The organism is Rhizobium ecuadorense (assembly GCF_001187535.1).
Taxonomy (GTDB): domain Bacteria; phylum Pseudomonadota; class Alphaproteobacteria; order Rhizobiales; family Rhizobiaceae; genus Rhizobium; species Rhizobium ecuadorense.
The window spans coordinates 1-291 of the sequence record NZ_LFIO01000843.1 but is presented as its reverse complement, the minus strand read 5'-3'; the positions used below and the strand labels follow the sequence as shown (position 1 = coordinate 291).

The 291-nt window shown below is 61.9% G+C and carries 1 protein-coding gene; it reads right to left on the bottom strand.

What is annotated here, in order from left to right:
- A partial coding sequence (locus tag AF337_RS14840) for an MFS transporter (RefSeq protein ID WP_152971085.1) occupies window positions 1–291 on the bottom strand: 291 nt, incomplete at both ends.

Genomic DNA, 291 nt, shown 5'->3' with positions numbered 1-291 from the left:
AAGAGCCCGCGCCAGGCCTCTTCCTGCGGCATCAGGCTGAACAGGACGGTGGACAGCAAAACGGCCGCACCCCAGCCGACAGACCAGGCACTCTGCACCATGCCGACCGCTTTCCCACGGTGCTTGGCTGCGATCACCTCGGCCATCAGTACCGCGCCGGCCGACCATTCGCCACCAAAACCAAGCCCCATCAGCGCACGGCATACGAGAAGCTGTTCGAAATTTTGGGCAAAGCCGCTGAGGAAGGTGAATACGGCGAACCAGATCACCGTGATCTGCAAGGTGCGTACC